Source organism: Streptomyces sp. NPDC041122, assembly GCF_055592445.1.
In genome coordinates, this window is the sequence record NZ_JBVIYQ010000007.1 from 180,288 (window position 1) to 199,440 (window position 19,153).

Sequence of the window (19,153 nt, forward strand, 5' to 3'; positions counted from 1 at the left end):
CCCCGCACGGGCGGGGGCGGCGGTCGCCGTGAGCGTTACTTGAGGCCGCGGTCCAGGGCGTTGAAGAGGACGTTGTCCGAGGTGTCTCCGGACATCTCCCAGATCATGCCGCCCAGCAGGCCCTTGGACTTGATGTACGCCGTCTTCTTCCCGATGGACCAGGCGTCGTCGAAGGACCACCACTGGCCGTTCGCCCCCGTGTAGCCGTACGTGGAGACGGACTGTTCGTCGTGGTAGACGGTCAGGTTCGGCAGGCTCGCGACGAGGTTGTCGTAGCCGCGGGTGCCCGCCTCCTCCTGGAACTGGCCCGGCGCGGCGCCGTTGGCGCTCTGCCACTCGCCGTGCGTGCCGCCGTCGGCGACCTGCTGCCAGCCGCGCCCGTAGAACGGGAAGCCGATGGTCAGCTTGCGCGGCTTGACGCCCTGATCGGTGTACACCTTCACGGCGTCGTCGACGCTGAAGTCGTTGGCGTACGGGCTCTGCGCGTCCTTGTACAGGTTGGCCTGGTGGCCGGTGCGATGGGGCTCCCAGGAGTTGTCGCTGCCCGCGCCGTGGAAGTCGTAGCCCTGGACGTTGCCGAAGTCCAGGTAGGTGAAGACCTCCTTGAGGTCCCAGCCGTCGTTGATCTTCTTGGCGTCGGCCGGGGTGAAGGCGGTGAGCAGCCGGTGGCTGCCGCCGAGCGCGTCGAGCTGCCTGCGGAACTCCGCTATCAGGGCCGTGTTGTTGGCCTTGTCGTCGGTGCTCCAGTGGTTGCCGGGGTGGCCGTCCGGCGATCCGGGCCACTCCCAGTCCAGGTCGAAGCCGTCGAAGATGCCGGCGGCGACGCCGTCACCGCCCGCGCCGTTGTACGCGGGCAGTTTGCCCTTGATGTACATGTCGACGCAGGACTTGACGAACTTCTTCCGCGACTCGTCCGTCTTGGCGACGTCGGAGAAGTACTTGGAGTACGTCCAGCCGCCGAGCGAGACGACGACTTTGAGGTTCGGGTGCTTGGCCTTGAGCTTCTTCAGCTGGTTGAAGTTGCCGCGCAGCTTGCCCCAGCCGTCGTCGGCGACGCCGTCCACGGACTGCCCGGCGGGGAAGGCCCGGCCGTAGTCGGCCTCGGCGTCCCCGGCCCCGTCACCCTGGTTGGGGTCCTGGGGGTTCTGCGTGGTGCCCTTGGTGACGCCGTTGAGGCAGGTGAGGTTCTTCGGGTCGACGTTGGCGAAGGCGTAGTTGATGACGTCGAGTTTCGCCGCGGCGCCGGACGTCTCCAGGTCCCGTACGAAGTACTGCCGTCCGTAGATGCCCCACTGCACGAAGTACCCGACCTTGGCGTAACCGTCCTGGCCGACGGGGTCCTTGGTGGTGACGGCCGCGGTGTTGCTCGCGGGCGAGGTGTTGTCGGCGGCGTCCCGCGCCTTGACGGTGAAGGCGTACTCGGTGGCGGGCGCGAGGCCGGTGACGGTGCTGGTGAGGGTGTCGGCGGGCAGGCTCTCCACGAGGGTGGTGCCTCGGTAGACGTCGTACGCGGCGACGCGCTGGTTGTCGGTGGCCGCGTCCCAGGCGAGCTTCACGGTGCTCGAAGTGACCTCGGAGGAGCGGAGGTTACGGGGCGCGGTGGGCGGCACGGTGTCGGTCGCGGGGTCCACGGTGGTCGCCGTGACCGGGGCGCCGGCGTCGCCGGTGTTGCCACGCGAATCCTTGGCCCGGACGCTGAACCGGTAGGCCGTCGCCGGCTCCAGGCCGCGCACCGTGGCCTGTGTGGTGGCGCTGGCCGCCACGACGGTGGTCCCGCGCAGCACCTCGTACGAGGCGACGGGGAAGTCGCCCTGCGCGGCCGCCGTCCACTTCAGGCTGACCGTACGGGCGGTGGTGTCGGCGACACTCAGTCCGGTGGGTGCCTTCGGGGGCACGGCCGCGGTGCCGTCGCACTTGTCGCCGTTGATGAGGCAGCCGGTGGGCGCCTTGAGCTGACCGCTGCCGCGGAAGGTGTAGCTGTACGGCTCGGTGTCCCGCCCCGCGGGGACGCGGGCGTTGTAGTACGCGGGCGTCACGACCACGTGCTTGCCCTTGACCTCTGCCGTGCCGTGGGTGTGGTCGCCGACGGTGACGCCGTCGGGCAGGTCGAACTCCAGGGACCAGGTGTCGACGGCGGTGTCGCCGCTGTTCTTCACGACGAACTTGCCGGTCCAGGACGAACCGCTGCCCTCGCTGACGAAGGTGGCGGTGAGCTTGGCGGCGGCAACGGCGGGGGCCGCCAGCGAGGTGAGCCCGGCCAGTGCGAGTGCGAGCACGGAGAGGATCGCGATGAGGCGCCGGGGCCCGGCCGGGGACGGGTGAGGTCTGGCTGCGGATCTGAGTGGGGACACGGCTCTCCTTGGGGAGTGAGGCCGACCTGATGCGGTGCCAGACCTATGGGGGCGCGGTCCGACCGTGGTCCGGACCCGCTGTGGTCCAGACCTTCTGCGAAACAGGCCTCTCAGGGAACCACCGCTCGTGGGCATGTCAATGCGGACGGAGAGGCGTCCGGGCCGTACCAATCCGGGGTGGCGAAGCCCTCTGTCGCGCTCCTGAGCCCGTAATGGACTGGACCAATCGGTGGAAATTTTGCTTCGACTTGACTCGGGGTGAGGATCGCTGCGCCCTCAACTGGCCTGAGTGCAGCGACAGTTCAAGGGGAGTGAGACCGTGCTCCGGTGATGTGCGGCGGGACGGGCCGGGTGGGAGCGGGGTTCGTGGCCGGACCCGCGTGGACGGCATGCCGGCCTTCGGTCGTTAACGCGCCGGCCTGCGGATATTCATCGTCGATCAGGGCCATTTGTGGGTGGCGTCACAGTGAATCCTCAGGTTCCTCGGGCATGCTTCCCGGCAACCGGACGAGGGGAGTGGCGGATGAGGCGCGTGTGGGTGAAACGTGGGCGCCTGCGGGCGCTGCTCACCGTCGGCGCCCTGTTCTCGTGCCTCGCGCTGGCGGACAGTCATGCGCTGCCTCGCGGTGTCACCCCGGCCGTGAGCCCCGAGCCGCAGCCCCCCGAGAGCGCGCGGGTCGGCGCCCTCTTCAAGGGCGGCCTGGACGGCCGCCACTTCTGCACCGCGTCCGTGGTGCACAGCAAGGGCCGCGATCTCATCGCCACCGCCGGCCACTGCCTCGGGGACGGAAAGGGTGTCACCTTCGCCCCCGGCTACCACGACGGCAAGGCGCCCTACGGGTTGTGGACGATCAACCGCGTCCACGCCGACGACCACTGGACCCACGACGAGGCCGAGGACCACGACCTCGCCTTCGCCGTGCTCGAACCCCTGCACGGCCGACGGGTCGAGGACGTGACCGGGGCCAATGTCCTGGACACCGCGGCGGGCACCGGCCACCGCGTCACCGTCACCGGCTACCCGTCCGACGAGGACGCCCCGCGCACCTGCACGAACACCGCGCGCCGCTTTCGCGCTGGCCAGCAGCGCATCGGCTGCCCCGACTTCGGCACCGGTACCAGCGGCAGTCCGTGGGTCACCGCCGACGGCCATCTGACCGGCGTTCTCGGCGGCTACCACGGCGGCGGTGACACCCCCGACGTCTCGTACAGCGTGATCCTCGGCGTCGAGGCGGCCGCCCTGTACGCCAGGGCCACGCACGGCTGACGCATCCGGCGCCGCACGACTGGAGCGTCCAGTACCGGCCAAGTCGAATATTCTCGGCCAATCGCCGATGCCGCGACAACCCTTTTCGTGTGCGGTGTGTCACACATAGCACAAACAAAAAGCCAGAAAGACCACAAGGGGGAGATATGCGACTCAGGCGTTCTGTGCTTTCGCTGGCGGCCGTGTCCGCGCTGGTGGCAGGGTCCTCTGCCGTCCTGGCGTCACCGGCGTCCGCGGCGGCCAACACCACACCGCAGAAGGTGTGCGGCAGCAGCTACAAGACGGTCAACTCCGCGTCGGTGGGCTCGCTCGGCACCATCTACCTGACCTACAACGCGTCCAACGGCCGCAACTGTGTGGCCACCATCCGCAGCAACCCGGGTACGGCCATGGACATGTCGGCCTGGGTGTACGTGGCCGACACCGACCAGGGTGATTCGGACAGCGGCGTCTACACCTCGTACGCCGGCCCGGCCTCCGTCTACGGCAAGGGGCACTGCGTCGACTGGGGCGGCAACATCAAGAACGTGTACGTGAGCGTCTACGGCTCCAACTGCGGCGCCCTGAGGGAACACCGGGTCACCACGGTCCGCTGATCCGCACCGTCGCGCCACGTCCACCGCACGACCGCAGGCCCCGCGCAGGATGCTCGAAGTCCGCTGCGCGGGGCCCACTCCTGCCTGGACCGCCGGTCAGTTCTTGAGCCGATCAACATGAGGCGATCAGCCCTTGAGGGGGCCGCCGTTGATCGCCACGCGGCGGCCGTAGCGGGTCAACGGGTAGTAGTCGTACGTCGCGTGGTGCTGGACGCAACGGTTGTCCCAGAACACCAGGGTGTTCGGGGCCCAGCGGACCCGGCAGGTGAGCAGCGGTCGGTCGGTGACGAGGGCGAACAGCATGTCGAGCACCGCCCGGCTCTCGTCCTCCGAAAGCTGCGGGATGCGCGAGGTGTACGCCTGGTTCACGTAGAGGATCGGGCGGTCGGTCTCGGGGTGGCGGACCACGAGCGGGTGTTCGTTGACCGGGACCTCGTAGTTCGGCGGGATGGTGTAGCCGCGGAAGCTCTGCTTCCCGTCGTGCACGGCGGTCAGGCCGTCGAGGAGCCCGCGCCAGGTGGGTGAGAGCATCTCGTAGGCCAGGTGCATGTTGGCGAACAGCGTGTCGCCGCCGCTGTCGCCCTTCGGTATCTCGGTGATGTGGAGCATCGAACCGAGGGAGGGCTCGGCGTCGGCGGTGCCGTCCGCGTGCCAGGCGTTCCCCGCGACGTTCGCGTCGGCCGCTCCGGTCTTGATCTCCAGCACGCACGGATCGCCCTCCGGCGGCGGCGGGTTCACCGGGCGCAGCTCGCCGAACCGGCCGGCGAAGCGCTTGTGCTCCTCGACGGTGATCTCCTGGTCCCGGAAGACCAGGACGTGGTGGTCGAGGAAGGCCGTCCTGATCTCGGCCAGCTGCGCGTCGGACAGCCGGCCGAGGTGCACACCGGAGACCTCGGCGCCGATGACGGGGGTCAGGGGAGCCACGGAGATCTCCCGGTAGCCCCTCGGCTGCCTGGTCGTGATGGCTTCGAGGGCATCGAGTTCGTACTGCTCCACAGCGTCCTCCTGGGGTGCGGCGGGTCGGGGTGGTGGGAATGTGGTGGGAACAAGCATGGGGAGGGCCGTGGCGCGAACCCCCGCGAGTGGGTGAGCAGGTGTCGGACCGTGCGGAACGGTTCGGATCCGCGTGGGTCAGGAGCGTTCCGGTGCGGCTTGGACCGCGGCGTTGACCGCCTCCGCCACCGTTCCGGCGTACGGCGGCCTGACCACGCCGTAGTGGTCCGTGGCCAGCACGCTCCACTTCGCCGTCACCGGCAGATGGGAACCCCACCGGGCGCGCTGCTCCGCCGGGTCGCCGAGCGCCGGAAGGCCGGAGAAGGGCCGTGCGGCCTGCCAGAGGTGGGTGACGGTGGTGTCGAGCCGGGGCACCTGATGGGCCGCCATACTGCGCAGATTGGCCCGGCAGCACCGGGCGAGCCGGTCGGCGTACGCACGGGCCCGCCGACTCGCGGGGGGATCCCCTGCGGAATCCGGAACATCTGCGGGCCCTGCGGCCTGCGCGGCCTCCGCGACGCCTGCGGCCTTCGTGACGCCGAGTTCGGCGGCGAACACCGTGCTGAGCTGCGTGTCGTCGTACTCCTCGAAGACCGGGCCGCTGCCGGGCGGCGGGGGATCGACGAGGTGCAGCGAGCCGGCCGGGTGCCCGGTCGCCTCGGCTTCCGCCGCCATGTCGGCGGCCACCCAGGCACCGAAGGACCAGCCCGCCAGGTGCCAGCGCCACGCCGGTTGCGGGAAGCGGGCCCGCAGGGCCTGCGCGTAGCGCCGGGCGCGTTCGCTCAACGTCCACCCGGCGGGCTCTTCCTGCCGCAGGCCCGGGTCGGCGATCAGCGCGACGGTCAGCCGCGGATCGAGTGCCGCGACCAGAGGACGGTACGACTGGATGTCTCCGCCCACCGGATGCACCAGGCACACCACGTCGGAGCCGGAACCGGAGCCCGTGCCCTCCTGCCACACCTCCAGGGTGATCTCGTCGGTGGCGTCCCGCTGTTCGGCCAGCAGTTCCACGATCTCGGCGAGGCCGGCCCGGTGCCCGAAGGAGGCCAGGTCGAGCTCCACACCGAAGTGCCGGTCGATCTTCTCGATGAGGTCCAGGAGGATCAGGGAGTCGGCCCCCAGGTCGTACAGCGACGCGTCCGGGGGGAGGTCGTCGACGTCCAGCGCGGCCCGCACCCACTCGGTCAGCAGCGCGGCGGGGTCCTCGGCCGGCCTGTCGGAGGATGTGGTGTCCTGCCGTGGCGCGCCGGGCACGGGCCCCGCGTAGAAGGCACGCGACCGGTCGAGATCGGTGGTGGACACGAGCAGGTGCGGCAGGCCGAGTGCGAGCGCCCGCGCGAACGTGCGCAGGCCCTCGGCCATCGTCAGGCCGACCCCGAGGTGCGCCTGGTGCCGCGTGTCGCTCAGCGGTGCGCGCAGCGCCATACCGGTCTCCCGCCACACGTCCCAGCAGATGGTGATCCGAGTGGTGTGCCCCGCGCCGTCCCCGCCGTGCTGGGCGAAGGCGTCGAGCATGGCGTTGGCCGCCGCGTAGTCGTACTGGCCGACGCCGCCGTGCAGCGCCGACATGGACGAGCAGTAGACCGCGAGCGCCGGCCGGAACTGTTCGACGAGGAGTTCCACCAGAAGGGCGCCGCGGAGTTTCGCGGCGTGGGCGGCGCGTGCGGCACCCGCATCGCGCCGGGCCAGCATGCCGCCGGCGGCTACTCCGGCGGCATGTACCACGGAGGCCGGCGCGGTCGTACGGGCGGCGATCCGGGCCGCCACCTCCTTCAGCGGCGTGACCGCCAGATCCGCCTCGACGAGCTCGACACGGTCGGCCCAGCGGGCCAACTCCTCGGGGAGCCGCGGCTGTCGGGACAGGAGCAGCACGCGCCCGTCGGTGTGCTGGAGGAGCCATGACGCGATGGCGACACCGAGGCCGCCGGTGCCACCGAGCACGAGGTGGTCGCCGGCGGTCGGGACGATTGTGCTCGCGGCTACGCCTGCGGAAGCCGCCCCGCCCGCCGTGGGCGCCGTCCCCGCCCGAGTCGGCGCGATGGCGGGTTCCTCGCTTGCCGGTTCCTCGACCCCCTCTGTCGCACGCAAGGGCAGCGTCACCTGTTCCCACCAGTAGCCGCCGCGCAGTGCCAGATGGCGGGGCGGTGGTGGTGCGGAGGCCGGTGTGGCGAGGAGCGCGGACAGTTGCGGAGCCCAGGCATCCGGGTTCTCCACGTCCACCCAGTGACCGGTGGGGGCGCCTTCCTGCGGCGCCACTTCCGTGACACCGGCGAGCAGTGCCGCCTCCGGGCGGGTGACCGAGCCGAACACCGGCCGGGCCCCGCACGACAGCCACCACGGCCGTACGGCCAGCTCGTGCGGCGCGTCCTGGAGGGCGCGTACCGTGGCGGCGGGGGTGTCCAGGCAGGCCCAGGCCGCATGGTCCAGTGCCTTGTCGCCGACCGGCCCGTCGATGCCGAGCGCGAGCGTGTGCAGCCAGTCGACCTCCGTGCAGCCCTCCGCCACGAGCGCGCTCAGGACGCGCCCCAACTGCCCCGCGTCGGCCGGGTCGGCCTCGAAACGGTCGGGCCCTCGGCGCTCGAAGTGCTCCGCCGCCCTGATCCACACCACCCGGCGGTGACCCGCGGCGAGCGCGGCCGGCACCGCGCCGTCCGCGGGGCCGTCGGCGACCACGGCCAACGTCCGCGCGCACGCCGCCGCTGCTTCCGACGGTGCCCGTCGCAGCCGGGTCCACTGCGGCTGGTGCAGCCACTCGGTCTCGGGGAGCCGCGCCGGCATCGCCACGACCTCCGGCTCCCGCTCAGCCTGCGGCTCGGCCGACCGCGGAGGTACGGGCCGGGCGCTCGCGCGGGGCACGTCGTAGTCGGCGAGGTCGAAGGCCGGGGCGGGGAAGTCCCACGGTGGCTGGGCCGGTCCGTCCGGCCAGGCGAGTGTGCGGCCCGCGAGCCAGGCGGCGGCCAGATCCGTGGCCGAGTGCCCTCCGGTCCGGAGAGCGGGCTCGGGAACGGCCTGGGGAGCGCGTTCGGGCACGGCTCTGGCCTGTGACGCGGACGCGGCGGCCGTCCGCAGCCAGTCGATCGCGGACGCCGGATCCCGGCAGACGGCGGCCGCCCGCAACGGGCCCTGCGGGCGGCCCGCCTGAAGGTGCCGAAGGGTACGGGCGTAGTTGTGGGGGTGCCGCGTGAGATAGTCGGCGATCCGCCGGGCGTCCGCGACGAGTTGAGCCTCGCTGACACCGGAGAGCACGACCAGCGGCACCGTGGCGTCGCCCGTACCGGTGGCCTGCTCAGGAAAGTGCGGGGACTCGGATGCGCCTGCTGACGCCTTCACGGGAGCGGATCCGTCGGCCCCCGTCTCTGCCGTCACCCTGGTCTCTCCGGTCTCTCCGGTCACCCCGTCCGCCTCCACGATCACGTGTGCGTTCGTGCCGCCGATGCCGAAGCTGCTCACCGCGGCGACCCGGTCCCGGTCCGCAGGCCACGGAAGGGCCTTCGTCGGTACGTAGAAGGGGGCAGGGTCAGGGCCGATCTCCGGGTTGAGCGCGCGGAAGTCGCGCGTGGGCGGTATGCGGCCGTGGTGGACGGCGAGCACGGCCCTGATCAGGCCCACGGCGCCCGCTGCCGCCCCCAGGTGGCCGATCTGGCTCTTCACCGAGCTGAGGGCACAGTGGTCGGGCTCCGTCACCTCAAGGGCCTGGCGCAGTGCGCCCGCCTCCACCGGGTCGCCGAGCCGGGTGCCGGTGCCGTGCGCCTCGACGTACGCCACATCGGCGCCCGTACGACCGCTGCGCGCCAACGCGCCCCGGATCACCTCGCGCTGCCCCGCCAGGGACGGCGCGCTGTAACTGAGCTTCGCCGTACCGTCGTTGTTTACCGCCGAGCCGCTCAGCACCGCGTACACGGTGTCTCCGTCGCGGCGTGCGAGGGAGAGCCGCTTGAGCACGAGCACCCCCGCCCCGCTGCCGCCGACGGTGCCGCCCGCGTCGTCGCTGAAGGGCCGGCAGTGGCCGTCGGCGGAGAAGATGTGCTGCGGGCGGTAGCGGTATCCGTCGGTCAGCTCCACGTCGACGAGCACGCCGCCCGCGAGCATCACGTCGGCGTCGCCCTGCCGCAGCAGGGACGCCGCGAGATGCACGGCGACGAGCGAACTGGAGCACGCCGTCTGGCTGGTGAGCGCGGGTCCGGTGAGTCCGAGGTGGAAGGCGGCCTTGGTGGCGAGGAAGTCCTTCTCGTGGTGCAGGGCCAGCTGGAAGTCGTCGGGCAGGGTGTCGGCGTCGGTGTCACGGAGCATCGCCCGGTAGTACGTGTTCTCGCCCGCGCCCGCGATCAGACCGGTCCGCGACACCCCGGGGTCGGCGATCCCCGCGTGGGCGAGTGCCTCGACGCAGGTCATGAGCAGTTGGCGCTGCTGCGGGTCCATCAGCCGGGCCTCCTGGCGGCTGATGCCGAACCGCGCGGGGTCGAAGGCGAGCATCCCGTCCAGCTGACTGCGCACGCCGACCAGGCCGTCCGGAGCGTCGAAGTACTCGATGCCGCTCCGTCCGGAGACCACCAGGTCCCAGAAGGACGCGAGGTCCGGCGCGCCGGGCGCGCGGACGGCCATCCCGACCACAGCGACGCCGTCGTCGCCGGCAGTGGCAGTGGCAGTGGCAGTAGCGGTGGCATGGGGGGAGCCGGCCCCGCCCACCTCCGCCACGGACTCCGTACCCGAACGCCCCGTATGCGACAGGAAAGCCGCCAACTTCCTTGGAGTGACGTGCTCGAAGAGGTCCGCGATGGTGAAGCGGAGCCCGAGCCCGGCGGTGCAGCGCAGATGGAAGTGCATCAGACCGAGACTGGACGCGCCGGCGGCGAAGAAGGTCTGGTCCGGCGCGATGGGCGCGCCGGTCGCCTCCTCGAAGACGGCGACCAGCTGGGCTTCCTGTGTCGACGGCGGCGATGCCAGCGATGACGTGGGGGCACGGCCGGGGGCGTCGGCGAGGTCCCGGCCGGGTGCGCGCAGCGCGGCGTCCCGGTCGAGCTTGCCGCTCGGAACCCGCGGCAGTCGTTCCAGCTGCCGGAAGCGTTCGACCCGGACGTGCCCGGGGAGCAGTCCGGCCAGGTGCTCCCGCAGCTCCGCCGGAGTCGGGGCGTCGCCGAGGCACTGGAGACAGGCGACCAGTGAGGAACCGTCGACACCGACGACCGCTCCGAGGACGGCGTCGTGCCGCAGCAGTGCGGCCTCGACCTGACCCAACTCCAGCCGGTGACCGCTGAGTTTGATCTGGTCGTCCGCGCGGCCGAGGCAGTGCAGCAGGCCGTCGTGGTCGAACCGCGCCAGGTCACCGCTGCGGTAGAAGAGACCGCCGCCGGGGAGGTGGACGAACCGTTCCCGGTTCAGCGGGGTGTCACCCAGGTAGCAGGGCTCGACCGGTATGCCGCCGATGAGGAGTTCGCCCGCACTGCCGGGCGGCAGCGGGAGGTCCGCCTCGTCGACGACGCGCAGCACCGCACCGGCCACCGGATGCCCGACCGCCGGACGGTCCGGCCAGTCGGCAGGGTCGCCGTCCAGACACAGGGCGCTGACGACGTGCGTCTCGGTCGGGCCGTAGTGATTGAACAGACGGGCCCCGGGCAGGCCGGCGAACCACCGGCGGACGGCGTCGGTGCACACCAACTGCTCGCCCGCGGTGATCACTTCGCGCAGCCGCGAGGGGTAGCGGCCCAGGTGTACGCCGTGCTCGGCGAGCAACTGCAGCGCCACGTACGGCAGGTGGAGCCGCTCGACGCCTTCCGTGTCGAGGCGGTCGAGGAGAGCGGGGACGTCCTGCCGCAGGGCGGGGTCGATCAGCCGCAGACAGCCGCCGGTGCACAGGGTTCCGAAGATCTCCTGGAAGGAGACGTCGAAGGAGAGCATGGCGAACTGCTGCGTCAGCGCGGGCGCGCCCAGACCGCCGGGACCGGCCTGCCAGTGCAGCAGGTTGCACAGCGTGCGGTCGAAGACCCGCACGCCCTTGGGGCGGCCCGTGGAGCCGGAGGTGAAGAGGGTGTACAGGGGTCGCGCGCCTCGGCGGCTGGTGAGCGGCGGCGCGTCGGGGCGCACGACACCGGCGCCGGCACCCGTCTCGGGCAGCGTGATGTGCAGCCGCGGCACGTCACCTGCGCCCACCGCGTCGAAGTCCGTCCCGTCGCACGGCGGCGGCGGCAGCAGCACGCACAACGGATCTGTCTGCTCCAGGACTTGCCGCAGCAGCGCGGGCGGGTAGGAGGGGTCGAGCGGCACGGCGGTGAGGTTCAGCCGGGCCAGCGCGAGGAGCGCCACGACGTGCTCGACCGACGGTTCGAGGAACAGCGCGACGTGGCACTGTTCGTCCGCGTCCGGCATCCGCAGCGCCGTGGTCAGCTCCGCGGCGAGCGCGGCGGCGTACCCGTCGAGTGCCGCGTACGTGACGGCACCGGTCGCGGTCCGCAGCGCCGGAGCCGTCGGGGTGCACGCCACCTGGTGGGCGAACCCCTCGGCGACCGTGCTCCAGAGCGGCTCGGCCGGCGTGCCACGGCCGGGCTCGGGCAGCGAGCCGCGGTACGGCGCGACCAGCTCCGCCGGCGTGGTGTCCGGGGTCTCCGCCAGCGCGGCGAGACCCTGCCGGAAGAGGCGGGCCAGGGTCGCGGCCTGACCGGCGTCGATACGGTCGTCGGCGTACTCCCAGAGGCACTCCAGACCCTGGGGGCGATCGACCACCGTCAGGGTCACCGGGCATTTGGCCTCGGCGGGCACCGGCCACAGCGGGCGTGCGGTGCAGCCCGGCAGTGCGAGCGAGTCGTAGTCGGTGTTCTCCAGCACGAGGAGGAAGTCGAACGGTGACCCGTCCGCCACGCCGTGTTCGCGCTTCACCAGAACATCGGCGAGCGCCACATCCTGACGCGCCATCACCTGGCGTACGGCGGCGGCGGTCCGCGCCACCTCGTCCCGTACGGACGCCCGCGGGTCCACGGAGAGTGGCAGGAGCACGGTGTTGGCGAACATGCCGACGCTGTCGGTGAACTCCCGCACGGGCCGGTGGGCGACCGGGGCCGCGACGCGGGGCCGGGTCTGACCGGTGACGCCGTACAGCGCCCAGGCATAGAGGCCGGACAGAAGCTCGAAGCGGGTCAGCCCGAGCTCGCCGCCGAGCCGGTCCAGGGCGGCCCGGTCGGTCGCGTCGAGCGGGTCGCTCAGGAGCCGGCCCGCGGCGTCGCGACCGGGGCGGGGCAGGGGGAGCGGCGGGGTTCCGGTGGCCTCGGTGGCGGTGTCGGCCGCGTACAGGGCGGACAGCTCGTCGCGCTGCGCCGCATACGCGGGACTGGCGTGCCGGCGCCGCTGCCAGTCCGCGAAGTCCAGCGGGGTGGGCGTTCCGGTGCCGTCGGTGTCGCTCGGGCTGCCCGCCGCTGCCTCGGTGTACGCGGTGGACAGGTCGCGCAGCAGCACGTTGACGGACCAGCCGTCCACGGCGACGTGGTGCAGGTGCAGCAGCAACGTGCCGCCGTCCCGCTCCGGCAGCCAGCACGCGCGCAGCATCCTGGGACGCGAGAGGTCGAACGGCACGGAGTAGAAGACGTCGTGCGGATCGAGGGGCGAGGCGTGCGGATCCGACGTTCCGTCAGAAGGCTTGAAGCACGCCGGTATTGAGTCGGGAGCCGCCCCGTCGGCCTGCATGGCCACGGTGTCGGTCCACGGGTCGTACGGCTCGCCCACTCGCTGGCGCAGGCCCTCGGCGGTCGCCTCGAAACCGGTGCGCAGCGCCGGATGGCGCTCGACCAGGGCGGAGAGGGCCGACCGCAGGGGCTCCTGGCGCACCGGGCCGGTAATCGCGAACGCCAGCCGGACGTCGTAGGCACGGGAATCCGGCGATCGCTGCTGCAGGAACCACAGCCGTTCCTGCTCGCCGGTGGCGGGGCCGGACACCGCGCCCGCCGCGACGGCCTCCGGGAGGGCGGGCGCTGCGTCGCGGAGGGCTTCGCGCACCGCGTCCGCGACACCGGCGAGGTCGCCGTGCAGTACACGGTGCGCGGCCACCTCGCAGCGCAGGCGGCGCCGGATCCCGTAACGCAGCCGCAGCGCCTTCAGGGAGTCACCGCCGCACGCGATCCACCGGTCCCCGGGCCGCAGCCCCGACACGCCGAGGATCTCGCCCGCGAGGTCGAGGACCACCCGCAGCGGCTCGTCCATCGCCGTCGGGGCGCCGGATGGCGAACCGCTCACGGCATCCGGCCGCCACGGTGCGCCGCCGCTCGCGCGCAGGGCCGCCTCGTCGATCTTGCCGTTGGCGGTGAGGGGCAGGGCGGGGACGCGGTAGAGGTGATGCGGGCGCATGTAGGCGGGCAGGCCGGCGGCCAAGTGCTCCTCGAACCCGGCCCAGGACAAGCCGGGTTCGGCGACGAGGTAGGCGTGCAGCTCCGCCGGGCCGCCCCCGCTGTCCCGGCGGGCGCACACGTACACCTGCCGTACCTCCGGGTGTTCGGCGATGTGTTGCTCCACCTCGCCCGGCTCGATGCGGAAACCGCGTACCTTGACCTGCCGGTCGGCGCGTCCTACGTACGTGAGGTCGCCGTCGGAGGAGCGGCGGACCAGGTCGCCGGTGCGGTAGTACCGGGTGGTCGTGCCGTCGTCGCCGGTCAGGGTCACGAAGCGGCGCGCGGTCTCCTCGGGCAGGTTGCGGTATCCGGCGGCCAGGCCGGCGCCGGAGAGGAGCAGTTCGGCCTCCTCACCGGGCACGGCGGGGCGGTCGGTGCCGGGGGCCAGCAACGTCACGCCGGTCCCGGGCAGCGGGCGTCCGAGAGGTACGACGGGCGCGTCGAAGTCCCGCGGAATCGGGTGGTGCAGCGCGAACGTCGTGCACTCGGTGGGGCCGTAGATGTTGTGGAGCCGGGTGCGACTGCCGGCGTTGGCGGGGTGGCCGAGCCAGCGCCGCACGAGCGGCACGTTGAGCTGCTCGCCGCCGATCAGCAGCTCCGTCAGGCCGGCGAAGCACCCGGGCTCGGTGTCCACCACCGCGTTGAACAGCGCCGTGGTGAGGAAGGCGGTGTGCACCCGCTCCCGTCGCAGGGCCGCGGCAAGCCGTTCCGGGGACTGCGCGTCCTCGTCACCGAGCACGACACAGCAGCCGCCGGTCAGCAGCGGTGCCCATACCTCGAAGCTCAGCGCGTCGAAGGCCGGGTTCGACAGGCAGGCGTAGCGGGCGCCCTGCGAGTCGGGCAGGAACCCCGGGTCGGCCAGGCGCATGATGCCGGCGTCGCGTACCTCGACGCCCTTGGGCCGTCCGGTGGTCCCCGAGGTGTAGAAGACGAAGGAAACCGGGGCGGGCGCTGCCGGCGCGGGCCCGTCCGATGTACTGACCGGCGCGCCGAGCAGCTCGTGGACCGGTAGTGAGTCGATCGGCAGCCCAGCGACCGGCGGTGCGGCGGTCCGGGCGGTCGGGCCGGACGGGAACGTGCCGTCGTGCACCAGGAGCCGGGCGCCGGAGTCGTCGAGGATGTGCCGGAGCCGGTCGGCAGGGCTCAGCCGGTCGGCGGGGACGACCCGGGCGCCGAGCCGGAGCACGCCCAGCATCACGCAGACGAGCTGCCACGAGCGGGCGAGCCCGACGGCGACCGCGTCACCGGGGCCGATCCCGCGCGCACGCAGCCCGGCCGCGACGGCGGCGGCCGACGCGTCGACCTCGGCGTGGCTCAACGACAGCCCACCGTCCCTGACGGCAGGGGAGTTCGGGGTCAACAGGCTCTGTTCGTGCACCGCTTGGGCCAGCCCGGCGCAACGGGATGTGGTGCGCATCAGTCCTCGGTCGTGGCAGTCGTAGCGGTCGTGGTAGCTGTGGCAGTCGTAGAGGTCGTAGAGGTCGTAGCTGTCGTGGTGGTCGTCGCCGTCGAGGCGGTGCCGGCAGGGTCCGTATCGCCCGGGGCGGCCGGGGCGCCGGGCCGGGTGAGCCGGTCCGCGATCAGCGCGGCGATGCGCGGAATCCGTTCGCCCTCCAGGACGTCCCAGTGGCCGCCCTCGACCGTCTCCACGCTGAGGCCGGCGTCGGCGCGGGCGAGCCAGAACCGCCGCAGCGCCGCGCGCGCCGCCACGGGGTCGCCCCCTTCGGGGACCTCTGTCTCGGCGGCCTGTACGAGGAGCAGGGGGGCGTCGGAGGCCTGCGGCGCGTAGTCGCGGGCGGCCGCCCGGTTGAGGTTGTAGATCTGGAAGTACCGGTCGATCTGGGCGTCGTCGATGCCGGGGTACATGCCGTTGAAGCGGACCAGTTTGTCGCGGAATTCGGCGGCGTCGACCGGCGCGAGCCGCGCACGCTCCGCAGGGTCGTCCGTCCCGTGCGTGTCGAGCAGCACCACGGACACCCCGCGATGCCCCGCCAGCGCGAGCCGGCGCCCCATCTCGTGCGCGACGAGCCCACCGAAGGAGAGACCGCAGAGCACCAGGTTCTCGTCGGGGGCGGGCCGCAGCAGCGTCAGGTAGTGCCCGGCCATCGCCTCCACCGAACGCAGCGGCTGCTCGCCCGGGTCGATGCCCTGCGCCTGCACGCCCTGCACACGGACGCCGTCCGGCAGAGCCGTGGCCAGCGGGAGATAACAGAAGGCGGTGCCGCCGCCCGGATGGACGCAGACCACGCGCTGCCCGTTCCGGCCCGCGCGGAACTCGATGAGCCCGTTGTCGGGCGTCGCCGGTGCCTGCCCGCGCAGCCGGGCGGCGAGTTGCTCCACGGTGGGGTACTGCAGGACGTCCCGGATCGGCAGCGTCCGGCCGAACTCCTCGCGGATCAGGTGCGCCACCTTGATGGCCGAGAGCGAGGTGCCACCCACCGCGAAGAAGTCGTCGGTGATGCCGATGTCGGGGTGCACCAGGACCTTGCGCCATATCCGGTACAGCGCCATCTCGACCCGGTCGCGCGGCGCGAGGGTGTTGACCTGGTCGGACCGCGCGGCGCGGGCGCGGTCGAGGACTTCCTCGCGGTCCAGCTTCCCGCTGCGGTTCAGCGGGAGCCGGGTGAACTCGGCGAAGAGCGCCGGAATCATGTAGTCCGGCAGCCGTTCGGTGAGTGCGGCGCGCCACTGCGCGGGGGTGGATTCCGGAGCGTCGCCGCGGCCGATGCCCGCGACCAGGCGGAGCTCCCCTGCCTCGTCGCGGTCGGCGAGGACCGCGGCCTCCAGGACGCCGGGCAGCTCCCGCAGGGCCGCCGCGACCTCGCCGGGCTCGATGCGGAACCCGCGCAGCTTGACCTGGTCGTCGGCGCGCCCGACGAACTCGTAGTCCCCGTCCGGCAGTCGGCGCGCCAGGTCACCGGTGCGGTAGACCCGCTCGCCCGGTACGAAGGGGTCGGCGAGGAAACGCTCGTCGGTGAGGTCGGGCCGGTTGAGGTAGCCGCGGGTGACACCGGCTCCGCCGATGTACACCTCGCCGACGACCCCGGGAGGCACCAACGCGCGCCGCCGGTCGAGCAGATGGATACGGGTGTTGTCGACCGGCCGCCCGATCGGGGAGCGCCGGTCCAGGTCCCGTGGCACGTTGTGAGTGATGCTGTAGACCGTGGTCTCGGTCGGCCCGTAGACATAGCACACGCGCAGCCCCGGTAGCACCGCGCACAGGCGCCACAGCGCACGTTCGGGCAACGGCTCAGCCCCGGTGGCCAGTTGGCGCAGCGACAGCCCGGCGAGGCGCGCTTCGGGGTCCTCGTCGATCCAGCTGACGTAGGAGGCGGGCAGCCAGGCGTGGGCGATCCGGTGCTCCCGCATCCAGCCGAGCAACACCTCAGGGTCGCCGCGCAGTGCGTCGGGTACGAGGTGCAGCACACCGCCCGTGGTCAGCGGGAGGAAGAGTTCGTGCACGGACGCGTCGAAGCCGAAGCTCGCCCAGGCCGAGGACGGCTCCCCGGGCAGCGCGCCGTAGGCGGCGAGCCAGTTCTCCAGCAGGTTGGCGATGTTGGCGTGGGTCGCGGCGACGCCCTTGGGACGGCCGGTGGAGCCCGAGGTGTAGATGACGTAGGCGAGTTGTGACGCTGACGGTGGCTCGCCGGGTGCATCGTCGCGCACCCCTTCGGCCTCCACGTCGGTCAGCGACAGCCATGGTCCGGGCGGGTTGGCCACATCGCCGAGGACCACGGCGGGCGCGGCCTCCTCGACGATGGCCCTGAGCCGCCCGTGCGGCTGGCCGGGGTCGAGGGGCAGATACGCGGCGCCGGTTTTGAGAACGCCCCACATGCCGACGACGAACTCCGCCGTGCGGCCGCAGTGCAGCCCGACGACCTGGCCGGGCCGCACGCCCTGGGCGCACAGGGCGTGCGCGAGCCGGTTGGCCCGCCGGTCCAGTTCGGCGTAGGTCAGCCGGGTGTCGCCGCAGACCAGAGCCGGTTCGTCGGGCCGCAGCCGTACCTGCTCGGCGAAGCGCTCGACGGGCCCGACGACCGGGCCGGAGGTGACCCGGCCCCGGCCCTCCGCCAGGAGCTGCGCGCGCTCGTCGGCGTCGAGCAGTGAGTACGCGGTGATCTCCCGCTCGGGGTGCCGGGCCAACTGCTCCAGGACGCGCGTGAGATAGCGGCCGAACCGCTCGGCCGTGTCGTGGTCGAAGAGCGCGCGGGCGTAGTCGAGATACCCGGTGACGCCGTTCTCCTCCCGGTGCAGCAGCAGCGTGAGGTCGAACTTGGCGGGGGCGTACGGGATGTCGAGGGCCTCGACGCGGGCCCCGGGCAGCTGGAGCAGGCCGCGCGGGGTGGTGCCCCAGGAGAACATCGTCTGGAACAGCGGGCTGTGGGCGAGGCTGCGGGGCGGGTTCACCGCGTGCACCACCCGCTCGAAGGGCAGATCCTGGTGGTCGAGCGCCTCGCGCAGCACAGCGCGCACCCGGCCGATCGCCGCGGCCCCGGTCGGATCGCCGGACAGATCGGCGCGCACCGCGAGGGAGTTGGCGAAGAAGCCGATCAGGCCCTCGTACTCCGGCCGGCGCCGCCCCGCGACCGGGATCCCGACAACGATGTCCGACTCCCCGGAGAGCAGGCCGAGAAGGATCTGCCAGCCGGTGAGGACGGCGGTGAACAACGTGGCGTCCTGCGCGCGTGCGGCACTGTGCAGCGCCTCCGTGAGCGCGGGGGAGAGCCGGACCGGGACCCGGCCTCCGGAGTGGTCCTGGCGCATCGGGCGCGGCCGGTCGGCCGGGAGGGCGAGCAGCGCCGGCGCGCCCGCCAACTGCCTTTGCCAGTAATCGGATTGTGCCGTGGCATCCTCGCTCTCGACCCAGGAATGCTGGCGTGCCGCATGGTCGGCGAACTGCGCGGGCAGGGGCGGTAACGGGTCCGGCTCGCCGCGCCGCAGGGCCGCGTAGAGGGTGCTCAGCTCCGTCAGGATGATCCCCATCGACAGACCGTCGTAGATGGAGTGGTGCAGCGTCAGCAGCAGCGCGTGCCGCTCCGGCGCGAGCGTGAGGAGCTGCCCCCGGGCGAGCGGCCCGGCGCCGAGGTCGAAGGGGGTCTCGCACTCCTCGCGCTGCCGTGCGACGAGGAGTTCCTCGACATCGGGCCGACCGGAGAGGTCCTCCGAGCGCAGCGCGAAACCACTCCCGGGCGGCGCGATCTCCTGGCGCGCCTCGCCCGCCACCGGGACGAACCGGGTGCGCAGCGTCTCGTGCCGTGCGGCCAGCGCGTCGAGGGCCCGCGCGAGCGATACCCCGTCCAGTTCTCCCTCGATGAGGTAGGCGAGCTGCTCGTTGTACGCCGCGTGGGAGCCCTCCGCCTGTTCCATCGCCCACAGGCGCTGCTGCCCGAAGGAGGAAAGGGTCGGAGCACCGGGTTCCGGTACGGGGGAGGAGGGGTGGCGGGGGGTGGGTGTCGCCGTCAAGGGGCGGTCCTTCTGCCGTGAGGTGGACGGTCGTCGCCGACGAGGGCCGGTCGCGGCGTCTCCGTAGCGGGCGCGGGGAACGGGTGGGTGCCGAGGGGTGCCGGGGGCGGCACA

At 72.5% G+C, this 19,153-nt stretch carries 6 protein-coding genes; 2 read left to right on the plus strand and 4 right to left on the minus strand.

The window, feature by feature from the left end:
• Positions 1-35: 35 nt before the first annotated feature.
• Positions 36-2,351, minus strand: a complete 2,316-nt coding sequence (locus ACZ6B8_RS25160) for a glycosyl hydrolase family 18 protein (RefSeq protein WP_471608713.1) — start codon at positions 2,349-2,351, stop codon at positions 36-38.
• A gap of 538 nt (positions 2,352-2,889) precedes the next feature.
• On the opposite strand from ACZ6B8_RS25160, the gene ACZ6B8_RS25165 reads away from it, so the two are divergent.
• Positions 2,890-3,618: a trypsin-like serine peptidase gene (locus ACZ6B8_RS25165; protein WP_471608714.1), complete on the plus strand. Its 729-nt coding sequence runs from the start codon at positions 2,890-2,892 to the stop codon at positions 3,616-3,618.
• 146 nt (positions 3,619-3,764) lie between these two features.
• Positions 3,765-4,214 carry a spore-associated protein gene (locus tag ACZ6B8_RS25170; RefSeq protein WP_471608715.1) on the plus strand — a complete coding sequence of 150 codons (450 nt, stop codon included), beginning with the start codon at positions 3,765-3,767 and terminating at the stop codon, positions 4,212-4,214.
• 126 nt (positions 4,215-4,340) lie between these two features.
• Here ACZ6B8_RS25170 and ACZ6B8_RS25175 read toward each other — a convergent pair whose 3' ends face one another.
• The 3 genes from ACZ6B8_RS25175 to ACZ6B8_RS25185 all read right to left on the minus strand — a co-directional run bounded on the left by ACZ6B8_RS25175 (position 4,341) and on the right by ACZ6B8_RS25185 (position 19,039).
• On the minus strand, positions 4,341-5,210 hold the full coding sequence (locus ACZ6B8_RS25175) for a TauD/TfdA dioxygenase family protein (protein ID WP_471071548.1): 870 nt from the start codon (positions 5,208-5,210) through the stop codon (positions 4,341-4,343).
• 135 nt (positions 5,211-5,345) lie between these two features.
• Positions 5,346-14,993, minus strand: coding sequence for an amino acid adenylation domain-containing protein (locus ACZ6B8_RS25180; protein WP_471608716.1), 9,648 nt, complete (start codon positions 14,991-14,993; stop codon positions 5,346-5,348).
• Positions 14,993-19,039 carry a non-ribosomal peptide synthetase gene (locus ACZ6B8_RS25185; protein ID WP_471608717.1) on the minus strand — a complete coding sequence of 1,349 codons (4,047 nt, stop codon included), beginning with the start codon at positions 19,037-19,039 and terminating at the stop codon, positions 14,993-14,995. Before ACZ6B8_RS25185 ends, ACZ6B8_RS25180 begins: the two co-directional genes overlap by 1 nt.
• Positions 19,040-19,153: the final 114 nt, after the last annotated feature.